Annotated in this window: 16 protein-coding genes; 8 read left to right on the top strand and 8 right to left on the bottom strand. The window is 71.2% G+C overall.

The window, feature by feature from the left end:
- Positions 1-46 precede the first annotated feature (46 nt).
- Together secG and QSK39_RS40040 are read left to right on the top strand one after the other, a co-directional pair.
- On the top strand, positions 47-277 hold the full coding sequence (secG, locus tag QSK39_RS40045; RefSeq protein WP_086845181.1) for a preprotein translocase subunit SecG: 231 nt from the start codon (positions 47-49) through the stop codon (positions 275-277).
- A 107-nt stretch (positions 278-384) separates the two neighbouring features.
- On the top strand, positions 385-729 hold the full coding sequence (locus QSK39_RS40040; protein WP_086671261.1) for an RNA polymerase-binding protein RbpA: 345 nt from the start codon (positions 385-387) through the stop codon (positions 727-729).
- A 666-nt stretch (positions 730-1,395) separates the two neighbouring features.
- Here QSK39_RS40040 and QSK39_RS40035 read toward each other — a convergent pair.
- Together QSK39_RS40035 and QSK39_RS40030 are read right to left on the bottom strand one after the other, a co-directional pair.
- Positions 1,396-2,595 (bottom strand): sensor histidine kinase, encoded by a 1,200-nt coding sequence (locus QSK39_RS40035; RefSeq protein WP_285483044.1) that lies wholly within the window; start codon positions 2,593-2,595, stop codon positions 1,396-1,398.
- A 291-nt stretch (positions 2,596-2,886) separates the two neighbouring features.
- Positions 2,887-3,978, bottom strand: a complete 1,092-nt coding sequence (locus QSK39_RS40030; protein WP_285483043.1) for an FAD-dependent oxidoreductase — start codon at positions 3,976-3,978, stop codon at positions 2,887-2,889.
- A 125-nt stretch (positions 3,979-4,103) separates the two neighbouring features.
- Here QSK39_RS40030 and QSK39_RS40025 point away from each other — a divergent pair, with 125 nt between their 5' ends.
- Positions 4,104-4,667 (top strand): TetR/AcrR family transcriptional regulator, encoded by a 564-nt coding sequence (locus QSK39_RS40025; RefSeq protein WP_285483042.1) that lies wholly within the window; start codon positions 4,104-4,106, stop codon positions 4,665-4,667.
- A gap of 104 nt (positions 4,668-4,771) precedes the next feature.
- Here the strand turns inward: QSK39_RS40025 and pgl are convergent, their stop codons facing one another.
- Genes pgl through tkt form a run of 6 tightly spaced genes read right to left on the bottom strand, consistent with a single transcriptional unit; the run spans position 4,772 to position 12,929 of the window.
- Positions 4,772-5,551 (bottom strand): 6-phosphogluconolactonase, encoded by a 780-nt coding sequence (gene pgl, locus QSK39_RS40020; RefSeq protein WP_285483041.1) that lies wholly within the window; start codon positions 5,549-5,551, stop codon positions 4,772-4,774.
- Positions 5,548-6,549 carry a glucose-6-phosphate dehydrogenase assembly protein OpcA gene (gene opcA / locus QSK39_RS40015; RefSeq protein WP_285483040.1) on the bottom strand — a complete coding sequence of 334 codons (1,002 nt, stop codon included), beginning with the start codon at positions 6,547-6,549 and terminating at the stop codon, positions 5,548-5,550. The genes pgl and opcA overlap by 4 nt, the downstream gene beginning before the upstream one ends.
- A complete protein-coding gene (gene zwf, locus QSK39_RS40010; protein WP_285483039.1) occupies positions 6,546-8,069 on the bottom strand; it encodes a glucose-6-phosphate dehydrogenase in 1,524 nt (507 codons plus the stop codon). Before zwf ends, opcA begins: the two co-directional genes overlap by 4 nt.
- The gene (locus QSK39_RS40005) at positions 8,066-9,688 is read right to left on the bottom strand and encodes a phosphoglucose isomerase-related protein (protein ID WP_285483038.1); all 1,623 of its coding nucleotides are present in this window, start codon (positions 9,686-9,688) and stop codon (positions 8,066-8,068) included. Before QSK39_RS40005 ends, zwf begins: the two co-directional genes overlap by 4 nt.
- A gap of 8 nt (positions 9,689-9,696) precedes the next feature.
- A complete protein-coding gene (gene tal, locus QSK39_RS40000; protein ID WP_285483037.1) occupies positions 9,697-10,809 on the bottom strand; it encodes a transaldolase in 1,113 nt (370 codons plus the stop codon).
- 11 nt (positions 10,810-10,820) lie between these two features.
- Positions 10,821-12,929 carry a transketolase gene (tkt, locus tag QSK39_RS39995; protein ID WP_285483036.1) on the bottom strand — a complete coding sequence of 703 codons (2,109 nt, stop codon included), beginning with the start codon at positions 12,927-12,929 and terminating at the stop codon, positions 10,821-10,823.
- Between the two features lie 295 nt (positions 12,930-13,224).
- On the opposite strand from tkt, the gene QSK39_RS39990 reads away from it, so the two are divergent.
- The 5 genes from QSK39_RS39990 to QSK39_RS39970 all read left to right on the top strand — a co-directional run bounded on the left by QSK39_RS39990 (position 13,225) and on the right by QSK39_RS39970 (position 18,190).
- Positions 13,225-14,205 (top strand): heme o synthase, encoded by a 981-nt coding sequence (locus QSK39_RS39990; protein ID WP_285483035.1) that lies wholly within the window; start codon positions 13,225-13,227, stop codon positions 14,203-14,205.
- A 41-nt stretch (positions 14,206-14,246) separates the two neighbouring features.
- Positions 14,247-14,693 (top strand): hypothetical protein, encoded by a 447-nt coding sequence (locus QSK39_RS39985; RefSeq protein ID WP_285483034.1) that lies wholly within the window; start codon positions 14,247-14,249, stop codon positions 14,691-14,693.
- Positions 14,690-15,307: a hypothetical protein gene (locus tag QSK39_RS39980; protein WP_285483033.1), complete on the top strand. Its 618-nt coding sequence runs from the start codon at positions 14,690-14,692 to the stop codon at positions 15,305-15,307. Before QSK39_RS39985 ends, QSK39_RS39980 begins: the two co-directional genes overlap by 4 nt.
- 62 nt (positions 15,308-15,369) lie before the next feature.
- Positions 15,370-17,613: a HelD family protein gene (locus QSK39_RS39975; protein WP_285483032.1), complete on the top strand. Its 2,244-nt coding sequence runs from the start codon at positions 15,370-15,372 to the stop codon at positions 17,611-17,613.
- A gap of 10 nt (positions 17,614-17,623) precedes the next feature.
- Positions 17,624-18,190, top strand: coding sequence for an FKBP-type peptidyl-prolyl cis-trans isomerase (locus QSK39_RS39970; protein ID WP_285483031.1), 567 nt, complete (start codon positions 17,624-17,626; stop codon positions 18,188-18,190).
- Position 18,191 lies beyond the last annotated feature (1 nt).

The raw sequence follows: 18,191 nt of genomic DNA, 5'->3' as shown, positions 1-18,191 counted from the left end.
ACGACCATGCCGTACCCCTGCATTCTCCTAGAGCCCAGAGGATGACATGAAGCTGTTCCTGCAAATCCTGTTGATCGTCACCAGCGTCTTCCTGGTGGTCGCGGTGCTGCTGCACCGGGGCCGGGGCGGTGGCCTGTCGTCGCTGTTCGGCGGCGGGATGCAGTCGAGCCTGGCCGGGTCGAGCGTGGCCGAGAAGAACCTCGACCGCATCACCCTGCTGCTGGGCGCGGTTTGGCTGATCAGCATCGTGGGCCTGGGTCTGCTGCTCAAGGTGTGAGGCGTCCGGCGCCCCACCGTCGATCGCGACCGGGTCACGACGGCAGGGCGCAGCGATTCGGCGTGCCTATTGGGGGGCGCGCCGCCGATTCCTAGGTGTGAGGATTCATGGTTGGCGGTAACGCGATTCGAGGCACCCGGGTGGGTGCCGGTCCTACGGGCGAATCGGAACGAGGTGAATCGGCGCCACGGCGCCGGGTCGGCTACTGGTGCGCCAACGGGCACGAAGCCCGCCCGTCGTTCGCGCTCGACGCGGAGATCCCCGACGAGTGGGACTGCCCCCGCTGCGGGCTCCCGGGCGGGCAGGACGAAAAGAACCCACCAGCCGCACCACGGACCGAGCCGTACAAGACGCACCTGGCGTACGTGAAGGAGCGACGCAGCGACGCCGACGGCGAGGCCATCCTGGCCGAAGCCCTCGAGCGCCTGCGCCAGCGCCGGGAGATCATCTAAGCGTTGCCGGCCGAAAGCCACCCCGGGACACCTCGGGGTGGTTTTTCGCGCGCCCACCCAGCCACCTCCCGCACCCCGGCTGCCGTGTCGACCCCCCAATCACGCGAGCCGACCCCTCAATCACACGTGCCGACCCTCCAGGCACGCGAGCCGACCCTCCGGGCACGCGAGCCGACCCTCCGGGCACGCGAGCCGACCCTCTGGGTACGCGAGTCGGCCGTCGGGGTACGCGAGCCGACCCTCCAGGTACGCGAGCCGACGCTCCGGGTACGCGAGCCGACCCTCTGGGTACGCGAGTCGGCCGTCGGGGTACGCGAGCTGGCCCTCTGGGTACGCGGGCCGACTTCGAAGTACGCGAGCCGACCCCTCCGAGTCCGTGAGCCGACTCTCGGGGCACGCGGTCCGACCCTCCGGGCACGTGAGCCGACCCTCCAGGTGCGCGATCCGACCGTGCGCGCAAGCATTTCCAGCGGGCGCGCACCTTCCCGCGCCTGAGCAGCCCCCGTTTTCCACGCTACGGGAGACCACCGACAGTCCCCGGACGAGAAAGCCGCGAGCGGCGGATTCCGGCCGTCACAGCCCGGAATCCGCCGCTCGCGGCTCCTGCGAATCCGAAATCGTCAGCCCCCGCCGGTAAAATGGATACCGGGGGCCGGACGGCCGCCCTCAGCGATCCAGCGGGTACCGGGCCCGCACCCGGAAACCGCCGTCCTCCATTCCGGACGTCTCGAAACTTCCGCCCAGCAAACGAGCCCGCTCGGCCAGGCCCGTCAGCCCATGGCCGCCCGAGGGCAACATCTCCGACGGCCGGTTCGCGCGCTCGTTGCGGACCTCGATCTTGAGCGCGCCGTGCTCGCCCTGGATGCGGATCGTCGCCGTTGCGCCCGGGGCGTGCTTGTGGACGTTCGTCAGGCACTCCTGCACCGTCCGGTACGCCGCCGCCGACACCTGGTTCGGCAGGGCCTCCGGCAGGTGCTCCACCGACAGGTGCACCGGGACCTCCGACGTCCGGATCAGCCGGTCGAGGTCGTTGATCCCGGGGCGCGGGCCGTCGTCGTCGGCGCCCGCGCGCAGCACGCTCAGCAGCGACCGCAGCTCTTCGAGGGTCCGCTTCGACAGCGTGCGGATGACCTGGGCGGTCTCCTGCGCGTGGTCGTCGGAGGTCTGGGCCTGCAGCGCGCCGGCCTGCATCGCGATCAGCGTGATCTGGTGCGAGACGACGTCGTGCATCTCGCGCGCCAGCCGGGCGCGCTCCTCGGCGCGGACGGCGTCGGCGTGGAAGCGGCGCTCGCGGTCGCGGCTCGTGGCCAGCTCGGCGAGCTTGTTCGCGACCTCGGCCCGCGCTCCGATGAGCAGGCCGATCGCGATCGGCATGCCCGCGACGAGCACGCCGTAGATGCCGTCGAGGATGTGCTCGCGCCAGCTGAGCTCGGCGAAGTCCTCCAGCGGCCACTGCACGAACCGGCAGCACCACACCAGCGCCGCGCCGACCCACACCTGCCAGTGCAGCTGGCGGCGGGTGGCGAGCATGCCGAGCGTGATCATCGACGCGAGCTGCGCCCAGCCGGCCAGGAAGCCGGGGACCGCGACGAGCACGGCGAGGAACGGGAACTTCCGGCGGAACACCACCGCAAGACACGCGGCGCCGGACAGCCAGATCGAGTAGGGCTGGGCCTTCTCGGGGATCACCAGCCAGACGTCGAGCACGGCCAGGATGACCGCGGCCGCCTCGATGGCGAACGTGACCACAGCGGGCCGGGGCACCGAGCCGAACAGGCTCAGCCCGCGCTTGCGCACCCGCTCGGCGGCCGATGGCCCCGAGCCGGCGATCGAGATGCCTGGAATCGAGAGTCCCTCTGTACTCATCGCTGGCGACCCCATTCGTCTTGTGGACTTGTTGGTGAGAGGTGCTCAGGGCCCGATCGGGACGCGCAGCAACGGACAAATGTGCGGATGCTAACGAGGTCGCGTAGAAAGACGGTAAGTTTCACCCGTTGTCGGAGTTCCGGCGTCCGAATTCCGTAGTCGACTGGTCCGTCCGGAGGATAGCCGCGGAGGGGTGCTACCGAGAGTGGGAGTGCTACTCCCCGCTGTGCACCGAGACGACCACATCGTGGGAATCATGTTACCCACGTGTGGACGTCCGGCGGTAGGTCATCAGGCTGCCATGGACCTGAGATCGTCGCTGAGCAGGTCGTGCAGGCCGGTCGCGCAGGCCTTCGCCGTCTCGATCGACCGCGGCAGCATCCCGGCCTCGTACGTCCGGACGGCCTCGCCGACGCTCGGCGCGGTGGCCAGCGCGGTCGCGAGCTCGGTGCCGTCCAGCAGGGCCAGGTTCGCGCCGACGCCCAGCGGCGGCATCAGGTGCGCCGCGTCGCCCAGCAGCGTGAGCCGGGGCGTGTGGGTCCAGGCGTGCGGCACCGGGAGGACGTGCAACGGCCGGTTCGTGAACCCGCCGTCGAGCTCGTGCAGGAACGCGAGCAGGCTCGGGTGCCAGCCGGCGAAGCGCTCCAGCAGGTGCGCGCGCACCGCCGCGGTGTCGGCGAAGTCGAGGCCGGCGGCCCAGTCTTCGGGTGCGTAGAAGATGGCGTAGCAGCGGATGTGGCCGTTGCTGTTGCGCTGCGCGACGAGCGCCTTCCCGTCGATCTTCGTCATCATCGTCCCCTGACCGGTCAGCGCGGCCAGGTCCGGGTGACGGCGGTCGGCGTCGTCGAGGCCGAGTTCGACGAACGTGACGCCGCTGTACTCGGGCCGGACGCCGGTGAGGGCGCGGCGGACGCGGGACCACGCGCCGTCCGCGCCGACGACCAGGTCGAAGTCGCGGGCGGTCCCGTCGGCGAAGGTCAGCCGGCCGGACGTGGTGACCTCGGTGATCGAGGTGCCCCACTGGACGGTGCCGGGCTTCAGGGAGCCGAGAAGGAGGCCGCGGAGCTGGCCGCGGTCGATTTCGGGGCGGAAGTCGTCGCCTTCCGCGGGGATCTCGTCCATGACGACTTCGGCGCTGTGCGGGTCGAGGGCGCGCATCTGCTGGCCTTCGGGACGGGCGAGCGCACGGAACTCGTCGTGCAGGCCGGCGGTGCGGAGGGCGACCTGGCCGGTGTCGCCGTGCAGGTCGAGGGTGCCGCCCTGGGTGCGGGCGCCGGCCGAGACTTCTTGCTCGAAGACGGTGACGTCGAGGCCGTGGAGCTGCAGGACGCGGGCGCAGGCGAGTCCGCCCAGGCCGGCGCCGACGATGGCGATGGAGTTCATGACTTCCCCCTGGAAGTTCGGTGCCCCCGGCTGGTCCGGCGGCCTGGATCCAGAAAAGCACAGTGACTCAAAAAGTGCAACGACTCAACTTTTGAAGTGAGTCCACCATCACGTAGGCTGAGGGCATGACCGAACTGATCGGGCGCCGCGAGCGCAAGAAGGCGCAGACCCGGCAGGCGCTGGCCGATGCCGCGCTGGCGCTGTTCCTGGAGCGCGGGTACGACGAGGTCGGGGTGAAGGACGTCGCGGACGCCGCGGACGTCTCGGTGACGACGTTGTTCAAGTACTTCCCGAGCAAGGAGGCGCTGCTGTTCGACCAGGACGACGACATCGAGGCGGCGCTGGTCCTGGCGGTCCGCGGCCGGCCACCGGGCGACACGATCGTGGACGCGCTGCGCGAGCACATGCTGCGAGACAGCGCGGACGGCGGCCCGAGTGACGAGTTCATCCGGCTGATCGAGAGCACCCCGGTGCTACGCGACTACGCCCGCCGCATGTGGATGCGCCACGAGACGGCGCTGGCCCGCGCGATCACGGAGGAGATGGGCGCGGCGGAGGGCGACGTGTCGTGCGCGGCGCTGGCCCGGTTCGCGCTGGCGTCGCGGGAGCTGATCGTGGGCGCGGAGAGCCCGCGGAAGGCAGCGGAGGAGATCTTCGGCAACCTGGGCCGCGGCTGGCGGGTGAAGTAGGACCCGGCGGCGAGACAGGCGGCGACCGGCAACCCCCGACAGTTCCACCGACCAAAAAGAAAAGGCCCCCTCGGCGCGAACCGAGGGGGCCTTCAGCAATCGACTCAAGCCGTGGGCGGCTGATAAACCTTCGTCAGCTTCCCGGCAGCAGCACGATCCAGCAGCCACAACGTCCGCCGGTGTCCGCGAGCGCCGGCCACCGGCAACTGCACCTCGCCGGCCCCGGCCAACGCCAAAGCCACCGCGTCGGCCTTCGCCGACCCGGCCGTCATCAACCACACGTCGCGAGCCCGGCGGATCGCCGGCAGCGTCAGCGAAACCCGCGTCGGCGGTGGCTTGGGGCAGTTGCGGACCGCCACCACCGAGCGCTCGGTCTCGTACACCGCCGGGGACTCCGGGAACACCGAGGCCGTGTGGCCCTCGCCGCCCAGGCCCAGCAGCATGATGTCGAACGACGGCACGTCGCCGTGGTCCTCCGGGCCCGCCTGCGACGCCAGCACCGACGCGTACGAAGCCGCCGCCGCGTCCACGTCGTCGCCGAACTCGCCGTCCGACGGCGCCATCGCGTGGATGCGTTTCGGGTCCAGCGGGACGTGATCCAGCAGCGCCTCGCGGGCCTGCTTCTCGTTCCGCTCGTCCGAATCCGCCGGGACGAACCGCTCGTCGCCCCAGTAGATGTCCAAGCGCGACCAGTCGATCGCGTCGCGGGCCGAGGAGGCCCGCAGCTCCGACAGCACCGCGATGCCCGTGCCGCCGCCGGTCAGCACCAGCGACGCCGACCCCTTGGCCGCCTGGACGTCCACCAGCCGCGTGACCAGCCGGGCGGCCGCCGCGGCCGCCAGGAGGTCCTGGTTCGCGTAGACGACTACTTCCGTCTTGCTCATTTCTTCGAACCGGAAGCGACCGCCGCGGCTGCCGGGGACGTGACGTCGGCCTTGGCCGGCGTCGCCGTCTTGCCGTTCGTGCCCGACGTGATCTTGCCGAGGCCGTGCAGCGAAGCCTCGTAGACCTCGTCCGGGTCGAGCCGGCGCAGCTCTTCGATCAGGCAGTCCTGGGTGGTGCGCCGCTGGAGGGCGATCCGCCGGGTCGGCTGGCCCGGCTGGGTCAGCGTGCCGACCCGCCCGTCCGGCCGGTGCAGCTCCACCGCGCCCGAGCGGCGCTCCAGGTTGACCGAAATGATGCCCGCGGCACCGGAGCTCTTGACCCGCTTGACCGGCACCTTCAGGTACTCGGCCAGCCAGGCGGCCAGCAGCTCGGTGGACGGCGAGTCGGCCTCGCCGGTGACCGTCGCGGCGGTGACCTTCTCGTACGGCGGCAGGTCCAGCGCCGACACGAGCTGGGCGCGCCAGTGCGTCAGGCGCGTCCAGGCCAGGTCGGTGTCGCCCGCCACGTACGCCTTCGCGCGCGTGGTCAGGGCCCGGACCGGGTTCTTCTCCGCGGCCGAGTCGGTGATCCGGCGCTGGGCCAGCTCGCCGAGCGGGTCCTTGTCCGGGTCCTTCGGGCCGGCCCCGGGCCACCAGCAGACGATCGGCGCGTCCGGCAGCAGCAGCGGCACCACCGCGCTCTGGCCCTGCGCGGCCAGCGGGCCGTAGAGCCGCAGCACGATGACCTCGCTCGCGCCGGCGTCGCCGCCGACCCGGATCTGGCCGTCGATCCGCGGCGCCGCGGTGCGCGCGCCCTTGGCCACCACGATCACCCGCGACGGGTGCTCGCGGCTCGCGCCGTTGGCCGCTTCGATGGCGTCTTCGAGGTTGGCGTCGTCGTCGGCCACGATCACCAGCGTCAGGACCCGCCCGAGCGCGACTTGCCCGCCCTGTTCGCGGATCTCCACCAGCTTCTTGTTCAGTGCCGAGGTCGTGGTGGACGGCAGGTCGATGATCACGGGCGCCTCCATTTCCGGCCGGTGCGCTCCAGCATTTCGTCGGCGGACGGCGGGCCCCAGGTGCCCGGCGGGTACTGCTCCGGCGAGCCTTCCTTGGCCCAGTGCTCCAGGATCGGGTCGAGGATCTTCCAGGAGAGCTCGACCTCTTCGTTGACCGGGAACAGCGACGGCTCGCCGAGCAGGACGTCGAGGATCAGCCGCTCGTAGGCCTCGGGGGAGGACTCGGTGAACGCGTGCCCGTACCCGAAGTCCATCGTGACGTCGCGGACCTCCATCGTGGTCCCCGGCACCTTCGAGCCGAACCGCAGTGTGATGCCCTCGTCCGGCTGGACCCGGATGACCAGGGCGTTCTGTCCCAGCTCCTCGGTCGAGGTCGAGTCGAACGGCAGGTGCGGCGCCCGCTTGAACACGACGGCGATCTCGGTGACGCGGCGGCCCAGCCGCTTGCCGGTGCGCAGGTAGAACGGCACCCCGGCCCAGCGGCGGCTCTGCACCTCCAGGGTCACCGCGGCGTAGGTCTCGGTCTTCGAGTCCTTCGCGAAGCCCTCTTCCTGCAGCAGGCCGGGCACCTTCGTGCCGCCCTGCCAGCCGCCCGCGTACTGGCCGCGCGCGGTGGTCTTGCTCAGCGGCCCGATCGCGCCGGTGCCCGAGAGGACCTTGATCTTCTCCGCGCGCAGGGCCCGCGGGTCGAACGACAGCGGCTCCTCCATCGCGGTGAAGGCGAGCAGCTGCAGCAGGTGGTTCTGGATGACGTCGCGAGCGGCGCCGATGCCGTCGTAGTACCCCGCGCGGCCGCCGAGGCCGATGTCCTCGGCCATGGTGATCTGCACGTGGTCGACGTAGTTGGCGTTCCAGATCGGCTCGAACAGCTGGTTCGCGAAGCGCAGCGCCAGGATGTTCTGCACCGTCTCCTTGCCGAGGTAGTGGTCGATGCGGAACACCGACTCCTCGGGGAAGACGTCGTTGACGATCGCGTTCAGCTCTTCGGCGCTCTTGAGGTCGTGGCCGAACGGCTTCTCGATGACCACGCGCCGCCACGTCTTCTCGTCGGCGTTCGCCAGCCCGGAGCGGGCCAGCTGCTTGGTCACCACCGGGAACGCGCCGGGCGGGATCGACAGGTAGAACGCGGTGTTGCCGCCGGTGCCGCGTTCCTTGTCGAGGTCCTTGACCGTCTGCGCGAGCCGGTCGAAGGCGTCGTCGTCGTCGAAGGTGCCCTGCACGAACCGGATGCCTTCGGCGAGCCGGTTCCACACCGACTCCTTGAACGGCGTCCGGGCGTGCTCCTTGACCGAGTCGTGCACGAGCTCGCCGAAGTCCTGGTGCTCCCAGTCGCGCCGGGCGAACCCGACGAGCGAGAAGCCGGCGGGCAGCAGCCCGCGGTTGGCCAGGTCGTAGATGGCGGGCATCAGCTTCTTGCGGGCCAGGTCGCCGGTGACCCCGAAGATCACCAGGCTCGACGGCCCGGCGATGCGCGGGAGCCGCTTGTCCCGCGGATCGCGCAGCGGGTTGCTCCAGGTCATGCGCTCACCTCCTGTACCGCGCGGACGACGGCCGCGAGACCCGCGGCGCGGTCGGTCAGGTGCAGGCGCAGCACCGGGCGGCCGTGCTCGGCGAGCACCTGCCCGTCGCCCAGTGCCTGGGCGTGCTGCAGCTGCCCCAGGGTGTAGGGCCGGTCCGGCACGTCGAGGTCGTGCTCGACGGCGCCGGACAGCTGCAGGAACACGCCGTTCTGGTGCCCGCCCTTGTGGTACTGCCCGGTGGAGTGCAGGAACCGCGGGCCCCAGCCGAACGTCGTCTGCAGGCCGGTGCGCTTGGCGATCTCGCCGCGCAGCAGCTCGGTCGACGCGTCGTCGAGGCGGTCCAGGTAGGCCTGCACCGCGATGTAGCCGGCTTCCGGCGCCGACGCGAAGAACGCGCGGAGCACGTCGGTCAGGCTGCCTTCGGTGGCCACGCCGGCGGACCCGAAGATCTCGACCGGTCCGTCCACATTGGACGCCGTCTCGCCGCCCTTGAGCTTCTCCGGGTCGTCCAGCAGCGCGCGCGCCGCCTTCTTGGCCGCTTCCACGTCGGGCTGGTCGAACGGGTTGATCCCGAGCAGCCGGCCGGCCAGCGCCGTCGCGAACTCCCAGAGCAGGAGCTGCGCGCCGAGCGAGCCGGTGACGGCGATCTTCGCCGCGCCCTGCGGGCTGCCGATGGCGACCGCGGTGGCGTCGGACTTCGCGTCGTCGAACCCGGGCGCCGCGGTGCTTTCGACCGCCACCGGCAGCAATCCGGTGCCCTGCTTGCCGGTGGACTCCGCGATCAGCTGCTCGGCCCAGTCCGGGAAGCCCTTGATGCCGGAACCGGAGTCGGCCAGCACGACCTTCTCCGCGCCCGCCTCGTGCGCGGCGGCCCACGCGGCGGCCAGCTTGACCGCCGGGTTGGCCGCGTCGTCGGCCGCGAGCTCCTCGGCCGCCGAAGCGGCCTGGTCGAGCAGGCGGGCGACGTCCGCGCCGGCGAGGCCGGCCGGGACGAGCCCGAACGCGGTCAGCGCCGAGTAGCGGCCGCCGACGTGCGGGTCGGCGAGGAAGGTCTTGCGGTAACCCTCCTTTTCGGACAGTTCCTGGAACGGCGAGCCCGGGTCGGTGACGACCACGATCCGCCGCGCCGCGTCGATCCCCGCGTCGGCGAAGGCCTTCGCGAAGATCCGCCGGTGGCTGTCGGTCTCGACGGTGCCGCCCGACTTCGACGACACCACGATCACCGTGCGCTCGAGGTCGCCGGCCAGCGCGTCCGCGACCTGGCCGGGGTCGGTGGTGTCGAGCACCGTCAGCGCGACGCCGTCGGTGCCGGTGATCACCTCCGGCGCCAGCGACGAGCCGCCCATGCCGGCCAGCACCACGCGGTCGACGCCCTCGGAGCGCAGTTCGGTCCGCAGCGCCTCGATCTCGCCGATCAGCGGCCGGGACGACTTGTGCAGCGTCGTCCAGGACAGCCGGATCGACGCCTCGGGCTCGGCGTCCGGTCCCCAGAGCGTGGCGTCCTGGGCCGCCAGCTTCGAAGCGGCCTGGTCCGCGACCAGCCGCTGCACCAGGGGCGCAGCGCGCTCCGCCAGTTCGGCGTCGACGATCTCGACGCCGGTCTTTTCCCCTGTCGTCATGTCGTGCTTCAGCCCTTCGCCTTTTCGAGCTGGCCGTTCACGGTCTCGAGCAGCTCCACCCAGGACTTCTCGAACTTCTCGACGCCTTCGTTCTCCAGCACCAGGAACACGTCGGTGATGTCGATGCCGACGGCCTCGAGCTTGTCGAAGACTTCCTGCGCCTCGGCGCCGCGCCCGGAAACCTGGTCACCCTTGAGGTCGGAGTGCTCCGCGACGGCGTCGAGGGTCTTCTCCGGCATCGTGTTGACGGTGTCCTTCACGACGAGGTCGTCGACGTAGAGGGTGGGGGAGTAGTCCGGGTTCTTCACGCCGGTCGACGCCCACAGCGGGCGCTGCGCGTTCGCGCCGTCGGCCGCGAGGGCCTGCCAGCGGTCGGTGGCCGACAGCTCCTCGAAGGCCGCGTAGGCGAGCCGGGCGTTGGCGACGGCCGCCTTGCCGCGCAGGGCCTTGGCCTCGTCGGTGCCGATCGCGTCGAGCCGCTTGTCGATCTCGGTGTCCACGCGGGAGACGAAGAACGACGCCACCGAGTGGATGCCGCGCAGGTCGTGGCCGTTGGCCTTCGCCTGCTCCAGCCCGGCGAAGTAGGCCTCGATGACCTTCTTGTACCGCTCGACGGAGAAGATCAGCGTGACGTTGACGCTGATGCCCTCGGCGAGCGTGCGGGTGATCGCCGGCAGGCCCTCTTCGGTGGCCGGGATCTTGATCAGCGTGTTCGGCCGGTCGACGGTCTTCCACAGGTCCTGGGCCTCGGCGACCGTGCGGTCGGTGTCCTTGGCCAGGCGCGGGTCGACCTCGATGGAGACGCGGCCGTCGACGCCGTTCGTGGCGGCGTAGACGTCGCGGAACAGGTCCGCGGCGTTGCGCACGTCGGTCGTGGTCAGGTCGCGGATGGTCGCCTCGACGTCGGCGCCCTGGGCGGCCAGCTCCTTCGTCCGCTCGTCGTAGGCGTCACCCTTCGACATCGCGTTGGCGAAGATCGTCGGGTTGGTCGTCACGCCGACGACGTGCTTGTCGCGGACCAGCGCCGCGAGGTTGCCGGTGTTCAGGCGTTCGCGCGAGAGGTCGTCCAGCCAGATCGACACACCGGCCTCGGACAGCTGCGCGAGCTTGTCGTTGCTCATCAATGTCCCCTTCAGTTCTTGGTGTTGGCGATCGAGCGGCGGGCCGCGTCGACGACTGCCTCCGTGGTGAAACCGAACTCACGGAACAGTGTGGCGGCATCGGCGGAGGCGCCGAAGTGCTCGATCGAAACGTTCACCCCGGCGTCACCGGTGAAGCGGTGCCACGACTGGGCGATGCCCGCCTCGACGGACACGCGGGCCTTCACACCGGCCGGGATGACGGATTCGCGGTAGGCCGCGTCCTGCGCGTCGAACCACTCGACGCACGGCATCGAGACGACGCGCGCCTTGACGCCGTCGGCCTCGAGGACCTTCTTCGCCTCGACGGCGAGCTGGACCTCGGAGCCGGTGGCGATCAGGATCACGTCCGGCGTGGCAGTAGCGTCTTCGGAGTCCGCCAGGACGTACCCGCCCTTGGCGACGCCTTCGGCGCTGGTGCCCTCGAGCACCGGCACGTTCTGGCGGGTGAGCGCCAGGCCGGACGGGTGGTGGATGTCCTCCAGCACGGCCTTCCACGCGTACGCGGTCTCGTTGGCGTCCGCCGGGCGGACGACGTTGAGGCCCGGGATCGCGCGCAGCGCGGAGAGCTGCTCGATCGGCTGGTGCGTCGGCCCGTCCTCGCCGAGGCCGATCGAGTCGTGCGTCCACACGTAGGTGACCGGCGCCTTCATCAGCGCGGCCAGCCGGACCGGCGGGCGCATGTAGTCGGAGAAGATCAGGAACGTCGCGCCGTACGGGCGGGTGCCGCCGTGCAGCGCGATCCCGTTGAGGATCGAGCCCATGGCGTGCTCGCGGATGCCGAAGTGCAGCGTCCGGCCGTACGGGTTGGCCTGCCACATGTCCGTGGCGGCCTTCTCGGGACCGAACGAGTCGGCGCCCTTCATCGTGGTGTTGTTGCTCTCGGCCAGGTCGGCCGAGCCGCCCCACAGCTCCGGCAGCGGGTCGGCGAGGGCGTTGAGCACCTCACCGGAGGCCTTGCGGGTCGCGACGCCCTTGGCGTCCGGCTCCCACTTCGGCAGGTTGTCGGCGAAGCCCTCGGGCAGCGTGCGGGTGGCCATCCGGTCGCCGATCTTCTTGCGCTCCGGGTTGGCCTTGCCCCACGCCTCGTACTTCTCCTGCCATGCGGCGTGGGCGGCCTTGCCGCGCTCGAGCGCCTGGCGGGTGTGCTTGAGCACGTCGTCCTCGACCTGGAACGACTGCTCCGGGTCGAAGCCGAGGATCTTCTTGACCGCGGCGACCTCTTCGCCGCCCAGCGCGGCGCCGTGCGCCTTGCCGGTGCCCATCTTCTTCGGCGCCGGGTAACCGATCACGGTCCGCAGCGCGATGAAGGACGGGCGGCCCGTCTCGGCCTTCGCGTTCTCGATGGCCTCTTCGATCGCGACGACGTCTTCGCCGCCCTCGACGACCTGGGTGTGCCACCCGTAGGCCTCGTAGCGCGCGACCGTGTCCTCCGAGAGGGCGATGTTCGTGTCGTCCTCGATGGAGATCTTGTTGTCGTCCCAGAAGACGATCAGGTTCCCCAGCTCCTGGCGGCCCGCGATGGACGAGGCCTCGGAGGTGACGCCCTCTTCGATGTCGCCGTCGGAGGCGACCGCGTAGATGTAGTGGTCGAAGATGCTCTCGCCGGGCGCGGTGTCCGGGTCCAGCAGGCCGCGCTCGCGGCGGGCGGCCATCGCCATGCCCACGGCGTTCGCCAGGCCCTGCCCCAGCGGGCCGGTGGTGGTCTCGACACCGTCGGTGTGCCGGTACTCCGGGTGACCCGGGGTCTTGGAGCCCCACTTGCGCAGCTGCTTGAGGTCCTCGAGCTCGAGGCCGTAGCCGGCGAGGAACAGCTGGATGTAGAGCGTCAGGCTGCTGTGCCCGGCCGACAGCACGAAGCGGTCGCGGCCCGGCCAGTGCTGGTCGTTCGGGTCGTGCCGCAATGTGCGCTGGAACAGCGTGTAGGCCAGCGGCGCCAGGCTCATCGCGGTGCCGGGGTGGCCGCTGCCACAGTTCTCGACCGCGTCCGCGGCGAGCACCCGGACGGTGTCCACGGCGCGGGTGTCGGTCTCGGTCCAGTCGGCGGGGACGTTACGCCGGAGGAGTGGGTTGTTCTCGCTGGTAGGGGCGGTTTCGGACACTGAACTCCAACTCCCGGTCATGATGGTTGCGGCTGGTCTTCCTCGTTCCGGTTACCCGTGCGCGCGGCTACCTATCTCAATCGATCCCGAAGGGACGATATTCCTGCTCGCGGCCATGCGCAGGGGCAATCGCGGCCCGTCGCGGCCAGCCTAGTGCTTGGACCCGTTCCAGACCCGCGATCACCCACGGGATTCACCACGTCTAACATCGTTCGAGGGTTCAGCCCGGCGGTTTTCAGCGGCTCCACCACGTCCGCCGGAGCAGGGCCCACCCGAACCTGACGCAGGGAGTGAAATGTCGTTGGTGAACGCTGCGCACGGACGCAGTGACGACACCAGCGCCGTGCACCCGACCGGTGATCGACCGCACGGTGACCGGCGAAGCATCCGCCGGGTCGTCGGCGCCTACGCCGCGCTGGCGAAGCCTCGGGTGATCGAGCTCCTGCTGGTGACCACCATCCCGGCGATGTTCCTCGCCGGCCGCCAGATCCCCTCGCCGTGGCTGGTCCTGGCCACGCTGGTCGGCGGGACGATGGCCGCGGGCAGCGCGAACGCGCTCAACTGCGTGATCGACGCGGACATCGACAAGGTGATGAACCGCACGAAGCGCCGCCCGCTGGTGAAGGACTCGGTGCCCCGCCGCGGCGCGCTGATCTTCGGCTTGGTGATGGGTGTCGCCTCGGCCGTGGTGCTCTATTTCACGGTCAACCTGCTGTCGGCGATCCTCGCGGTCGCGACGATCCTCTTCTACATCTTCGTCTACACGCTCGGCCTCAAGCGGCGCACGTCGCAGAACGTGGTCTGGGGCGGCGCGGCGGGCTGCATGCCGGTCGTCATCGGCTGGGCCGCGGTCACCGGCACCGTGCAGTGGCCGGCGTTCGTGATGTTCGGCGTCATCTTCTTCTGGACGCCGCCGCACACGTGGGCGTTGGGCATGAAGTACCGCGACGACTACGAGCGCGCGGGCGTCCCGATGCTGCCGGTGGTGGCCACCGCCCAGCACGTCGCCCGCCAGATCGTCATCTACTCGTGGGTGATGGTCGCGTGGACGCTGCTGCTGCTCCCGGTGACGTCCTGGCTGTACGGCACGTTCGCCATCCTGGCGGGCGGCTGGTTCCTCTTCTACGCGCACAGCCTGCAGGCCGCGGTGCGGCGCGGTGAAGAGACGAAGCCGATGGCGTTGTTCCACCGGTCCAACACGTACCTGATGATCGTGTTCGTGGCGCTGGCGGTCGACTCGGCGATCGGCCTGCCGACCCTCGGCCTCCCGTTCTGAGCCCGGCGGAGTTCTTCGCCGACGTCATCGAGTCGGGCACCGTGCTTGGGGCCGACCACACGTGGTCACCCGAGCGGGTGGCCGATCTGCTCGGCGACGACTACGGCGACAACCCGTCGGACTACTCGCTCGGCCGTGACCACGGCCTGGCCGAGTTCTTCTGGCAGCGCTCCGGTCCCGGGCAGCCGTGGGCCGGGACGCACTTCTCGGTCCAGGCACACCGGCTCCGGTACCGCGACCCCGAGCTGGTCGACGGCGTGATCCGCGAGCGCTACGGCGCCTTTCCCGGTCCGGTGACGTTCGACGAGGTGAGCGCGCTGCTCGCCGATCGAGGCGTGCCCCTGGCCGAAGTCCCGTACCCGGCGGACCCGGACGAGATGCGCACGTACTGGCAGCCGGGCTCGGGGACCAAGGTCTACGTGGTGGCGGGGTCCTACTACGGGACCGCCGGCGATGTGTACAAGGTGATCAGCCCGGACCGGCCGTGATGCCGCGTCTGGGCAAGGACCGGGTGCTGGTGGTGCTGGCGGCCGTCGTGGTCCTCGGCCTGCTGGCGTTCCTCGGCCGCGGCAAGGTGTCGCTCGACACGAACGCGCTCCTCGGCAGCGGGTGCGCCATTCCCGCGCGGATCACGGCACCGCCGGGTGCGGCCCCGGACGGCGGCGTGGTGCGGGTCGCCGAACAGGGGCCGGGTGCCGCTGTGCTGGAGAACACGAGTGCGCTGGCCGCCTACCACGTCGTGGTGACGTCCGGTTCGCGGTCCGTCGAGGTGCCGCTGCTCACTCCCGGGCAGCGCGCCGGCGTCGCACTGGACCGGCCCACGCCCGGCCCGGCGGTCTGGCTGGCGCCCGAGGCACTGGGCGGCTTCACCCCGGTGACCGCGACCGTCGTCCCGGGTGGCGTCCGCTACCACTCGGCGAACTGCCGGGCGCTGACCAGCCACGGAGCCGCGGTGCTCCACCGCGACGCGGCCGGCCGCATCACCGGCGGCGAGCAGCTGCCGGCGGCGAGCGTGTCGTGCGCGGTGGGGGAGAAGGAGCTGCCGGCCGCCCTCGCTCCCGGCAGCGAGGTCTCCCCGTACTGCGACCTCGCGCCGGAATGATCGCGCCGCGTGCGCCGTTAAACTTGGCTGGCTCTTTTCCTTGAGGCGAAAGCAGGATCCTCTTGTCCGTGTCCTCGGACGGCTTCACCGCCGAGCTCGCCCGCGAGCAGGCCTACGTCACCACCCTCTACGCGAAGCTCGACGCCGAACGCGCCGAGGCCCAGCGGCGCCTCGACGAGACCCTCCGCCAGACCGGCGGCACCCCGCAGGCCCGCACCGAACGCGACGTCGCCACCACCCTCTACACCGACCGGCTCGCCCAGCTCGGCTCCGTCGAGCAGGGGCTGGCCTTCGGCCGTCTCGACTTCGTCCCCGGCACCGCCGAGGAGACCACCTACATCGGCCGGCTCGGGCTCTTCGACGAAGACGACGACTACCGGCCGCTGCTCGTCGACTGGCGGGCACCCGTCGCGCGGCCGTTCTACCTCGCCACCGCCGCGTCACCCGAAGGGGTGCGGCGGCGCCGGCACCTGCGGTCGCTGACCCGCAAGGTCACCGGCTTCGACGACGAGATCCTCGACCTCACCGCCGCCGACCAGGGCCAGGACCTCGGGCTGGCCGGCGAGGCGGCGCTGCTCGCCGCGCTCGAACAGCGGCGCACCGGCGAGATGAGCGACATCGTCGCCACCATCCAGGCCGAGCAGGACCGGATCATCCGCGCCCCGCTGGGCGGCGTCATGGTCGTGCAGGGCGGGCCCGGCACGGGCAAGACCGCCGTCGCGCTGCACCGCGCGGCCTACCTGCTCTACACGCACCGCCAGCAGCTCACCACGCGCGGCGTGCTCGTCGTCGGGCCGAACAGCACGTTCCTGCGCTACATCGGCCAGGTGCTGCCGTCGCTCGGCGAGACCGGCGTGCTGCTCGCCACGATCGGGCAGCTCTACCCGGGCCTGGACGCCGTCGGCGTCGAGCCGCGCGAGACCACCGAGGTCAAGGGGCGGCTCGTGATGGCGGACGTCCTCGCCAACGCCGTCCGCGACCGCCAGCGCGTGCCCGAACCGGTCCTGGAGATCGAGTACGAGCACGACGTGCTGCGGCTGGACCGGAAGACTTGCACCGACGCCCGGACCCGCGCCCGCCGTTCGCGGCGGCCGCACAACCCGGCGCGGCGGCTGTTCGTGTCCGACGTCCTCGACGCGCTGACCCGCCAGGCCGCCCGGAAGCTGGGGGACGACCTGCTCGACGGGCAGGACCTGGCCGACATCCGAGCCGAGCTGGCCGCCGACGAGAACGTCGCGGCGGCGCTGAACTCGCTCTGGCCGGTGCTGACCCCGGAAGGCGTGCTCGACGACCTGTTCGCCGACCGCGAACGGCTCTCCGTCGCCGCCCGGAAGCTGCTCTCGGAGGAGGACCGCGCGCTGCTCGAGAGCGGCCGCGACGCGAAGTGGACGCCGGCCGACGTGCCGCTGCTCGACGAGCTGGCCGAGCTGATCGGCGTCGACGACACCGAGGCCCGCGTCGAGCGCAAACGCCGTGAGCGCGAGGACCGCGCGTACGCCGAGGGCGTGCTCGACATCCTCGAGCAGGACGAGGAGATCATCGACGAAGAGCTGCTGCGCGTCTCCGACGTCCTCGACGCCGAGCTGTTCGCCGAACGCCAGGTGGAGCGCAGCGAGCTGACCGCGGCCCAGCGCGCCGCGCAGGACCGGACCTGGACGTTCGGGCACGTGATCGTCGACGAGGCCCAGGAGCTGTCGGCGATGGACTGGCGGCTGCTCATGCGCCGGTCGCCGAACCGGTCGATGACGCTGGTCGGGGACGTCGCGCAGACCGGCGCGGCCGGCGGCGCGCGGTCGTGGGACGAGGCGCTCTCGCCGTACGTCGCGGACCGGTGGCGGCTCGAGCAGCTGACCGTGAACTACCGCACGCCCGCGGAGATCATGGCGGTCGCCGCCCGCGTGCTCGCCGAGGTCGACCCGGCGTTGTCGGCGCCGTCTTCGGTGCGGGAGACCGGGGTGCCGCCGTGGTCGGCGCGGCCGGCTTCCCTCGCCGCTGAGCTGCCCGGGCTGGTGGCGCGCGAGCTGTCCGAAGTGGACGGTGGCACGGTGGCGGTCCTGGTGCCCGCGCACCGGTTCGACGAGGTGTCGTCGTGGCTTGCGGAGCACGACGAGCGGCTGAGCGTGCTGACCGTCGAGCGGGCGAAGGGCCTGGAGTTCGACTCGGTGGTGCTGGTCGCGCCGGACGAGGTCGTGGCGGGCTCGCCGCGCGGGCTCAACGACCTGTACGTGGCCCTGACGCGGGCTACGCGGCGGCTCGGCGTGGTCGCCACGGGTGACGACGTCCCGGCACTCTCCGTGCTTGGCTAGGGTGCCCGGCATGCAGAAGATCGGGAAGATCGTGGTCGTCGCCGCGGCGGCGCTGTCGCTGGCCGCGTGCGGCCAGGACGCCAAACCCCAGACGGCCGCCCCGGCGGGCCCGCCCGTCCCGTCGTCCGGCGCCGCCCAGGCGACCCAGAGCAAGGGCCGCGAGTGCACCGCGGACGACATCAAGACGACGGGGAAGTTCGGCGAGGTGCCGACGATCACCATCCCCGACGACTGCGACCCGCCGAAGAAGCTGGTCACCAAGGACCTGTCCGAGGGCACCGGCAGCCCCGCGAAGGCCGGGCAGAAGCTGAAGATGAACTACCTGCTCGTGACGTGGTCGGACAAGCAGAAGCTGGACAGCTCGTTCGACCGCGGCGAGACGTTCGACCTGAACCTCGGCGCGGGCGAGGTCATCCCGGGCTGGGACCAGGGCCTGGCGGGCATCAAGCAGGGCGGCCGCCGCCTGCTGATCATCCCGCCGGACCTCGCGTACGGCGAGGGCGGCCAGGGCATCAAGCCGAACGAGACACTGGTCTTCGTCACCGACGCGGTTTCGGTCCCGTCCGACAAGGGCTGAG

It is taken from the genome of Amycolatopsis sp. NBRC 101858 (genome assembly GCF_030269325.1).
GTDB classification, from domain to species: Bacteria; Actinomycetota; Actinomycetes; order Mycobacteriales; family Pseudonocardiaceae; genus Amycolatopsis; species Amycolatopsis ponsaeliensis.
This window is presented reverse-complemented; position numbering and strand designations above follow the sequence as displayed.

What these genes read in the sequence shown, in the direction of transcription:
- secG (WP_086845181.1), top strand. Translation starts at nt 47, where the DNA reads ATGAAGCTGTTCCTGCAAATCCTGTTGATCGTCACCAGCGTCTTCCTG.
- QSK39_RS40040 (WP_086671261.1), top strand. Translation starts at nt 385, where the DNA reads ATGGTTGGCGGTAACGCGATTCGAGGCACCCGGGTGGGTGCCGGTCCT.
- QSK39_RS40035 (WP_285483044.1), bottom strand. Translation starts at nt 2,595, where the DNA reads ATGAGTACAGAGGGACTCTCGATTCCAGGCATCTCGATCGCCGGCTCG.
- QSK39_RS40030 (WP_285483043.1), bottom strand. Translation starts at nt 3,978, where the DNA reads ATGAACTCCATCGCCATCGTCGGCGCCGGCCTGGGCGGACTCGCCTGC.
- QSK39_RS40025 (WP_285483042.1), top strand. Translation starts at nt 4,104, where the DNA reads ATGACCGAACTGATCGGGCGCCGCGAGCGCAAGAAGGCGCAGACCCGG.
- pgl (WP_285483041.1), bottom strand. Translation starts at nt 5,551, where the DNA reads ATGAGCAAGACGGAAGTAGTCGTCTACGCGAACCAGGACCTCCTGGCG.
- zwf (WP_285483039.1), bottom strand. Translation starts at nt 8,069, where the DNA reads ATGACCTGGAGCAACCCGCTGCGCGATCCGCGGGACAAGCGGCTCCCG.
- QSK39_RS40005 (WP_285483038.1), bottom strand. Translation starts at nt 9,688, where the DNA reads ATGACGACAGGGGAAAAGACCGGCGTCGAGATCGTCGACGCCGAACTG.
- tal (WP_285483037.1), bottom strand. Translation starts at nt 10,809, where the DNA reads ATGAGCAACGACAAGCTCGCGCAGCTGTCCGAGGCCGGTGTGTCGATC.
- QSK39_RS39990 (WP_285483035.1), top strand. Translation starts at nt 13,225, where the DNA reads ATGTCGTTGGTGAACGCTGCGCACGGACGCAGTGACGACACCAGCGCC.
- QSK39_RS39970 (WP_285483031.1), top strand. Translation starts at nt 17,624, where the DNA reads ATGCAGAAGATCGGGAAGATCGTGGTCGTCGCCGCGGCGGCGCTGTCG.